We start from the raw sequence: 1,702 nt of genomic DNA, 5'->3' as shown, positions 1-1,702 counted from the left end.
AGAGGCGGCGCTGGTCGCGCTGACATTCGTGCTGGTGTATGTCCACGTCCTGCGTGAAACCGAGGGAAGTCCGATCACGGCCTTTCTTCTGGCGGTCGCAGCGGCGATCGTTTCCTGTGGCTTCTTTGAGCCCCGCCCACACCTGTGGACATATTTGTTTCTTGCCATCACGATTGTCATTCTGCAGCGCGCCCGACAGGACGCTTCGCGGCGCAATCATGCATGGCTGCTCGCTGTAGTTTATTTCGTGTGGTCGAATCTCCACGCCGGGGCAGTGGTGGGCCTCGCCATGATTGCGGCGTTTGCTCTGGGTGATTTTCTCGCTTCCCGGCGTAGCTCAGCCGAACAAGAGGCGCTTCTTGCCCGAGCCAAGTTTACCGCGATGCTCGCGCTGGGATGCATCGCGGCGACATTCGTCAATCCCTACGGATGGCGAATATATGAGAATCTCCTGTCGACAATCAGCAGCGATACGGCGATGAATTTGGTTCTGGAATGGGCGTCTCCAGATTTTCATTCCAAAAGCGGCAAAATTCTGGAGCTGTTTTTAGGTGTCATCATTTATTCCATCGCCTTTACGACACGCAAGCGCGATCCCGGATCACTGATCGTTCTGGCATTGCTCGTCTATGCGTCACTCAGCGCGGCACGCAATGCCCCTCTGCTCGCAGTCGTCGGCTCAATGCTCATTGGCGCCGAGCTTCAATCAGCAATTGAACGGCATATTCCCAATCGCAAGCACTCGGAAAGTTATTTCTTCGGAAAAACGCCGAACGCAGCTATAGTAACCGCCGCAGTCTTGGGAATCGCCGTTCTTGCGGGAACGAAGATCGGCGCCTCCGTGCGTGGCGACGGCCTCGGCGAAATGCCAATGGCGTATCGAATTGCCGCCAATAGCTTTGGCTGGAGCAACTTCCCTACAGGCGCCGCCGATTTCATTGAGGCAGAGCAGTTTCCTGTGTCGATGAAGCTATACAACATCTACGATTTCGGCGGATATCTCATTGGCCGGCTTCCCAATAGGCCTGTATTCATAGACGGGCGCGCGGATATTTACTTTGGAGACATCCTGGAAGACGTTAACAATATTCAGGGGATGTCCTATGACTGGCAGGAGATTTTGAAGAAGCGCGGCTGCGATTTTATCGTGACCAGCGCCGCAAAAAAGCAGACGCGGCTTTATTTGAATTCGCCCGACTGGACTTTAGTCTATGCCGACTGGGCTAATTTAGATAATGAAAACGGTGTCAACGCGCTGATTTTTATTCGAAATCGCCCGGAATATGCGCGGCTGATCGCGAAGTGCCGTTCGGACTGCCCCGCCGCCGTCAACGCCTCGAAGTTTTCGGCATGGAGATTTTGATGTACGTTATTTGGAAAAAGCCTCTCGTGTGGATACTCGCACTGGCGCTCGCGGTCTTCACCGTCGGTCTTTGCTTCAACCCAGCGGAGTGTAATGATCTGTTCTGGCAGCTTCGAACCGGCCAGGAAATCGCCGCGAGCGGCCATGCGCCGCACATGGATACCTACTCCTGGACACGCCATGGAACGACCTGGATCGCCCATGAGTGGCTATGCTTCTGGATGATGTGGAAGCTCCATCAGATGGGCGGGTTCGCGGCGATCTGGATCGCAGAGGCGGCGCTGGTCGCGCTGACATTCGTGCTGGTGTATGTCCACGTCCTGCGTGAAACCGAGGGAA

At 55.2% G+C, this 1,702-nt stretch carries 1 protein-coding gene and 1 pseudogene; both read left to right on the top strand.

The window, feature by feature from the left end; translation table 11 throughout:
* The coding region (locus ABIZ35_RS28880) for a hypothetical protein (protein WP_348223414.1) at window positions 1-1,363 on the top strand (1,363 nt) is incomplete at its 5' end.
* A pseudogene (locus ABIZ35_RS28875) lies at window positions 1,363-1,702 on the top strand (hypothetical protein); the annotation flags it as partial. The gene ABIZ35_RS28880 and the pseudogene ABIZ35_RS28875, both read left to right, overlap by 1 nt.

It is taken from the genome of Capsulimonas sp. (assembly GCF_039929585.1).
GTDB lineage: Bacteria > Armatimonadota > Armatimonadia > Armatimonadales > Capsulimonadaceae > Capsulimonas.
Note: the sequence above shows the minus strand (reverse complement) of the source record. Positions and strands in the feature narration are given on the sequence as shown.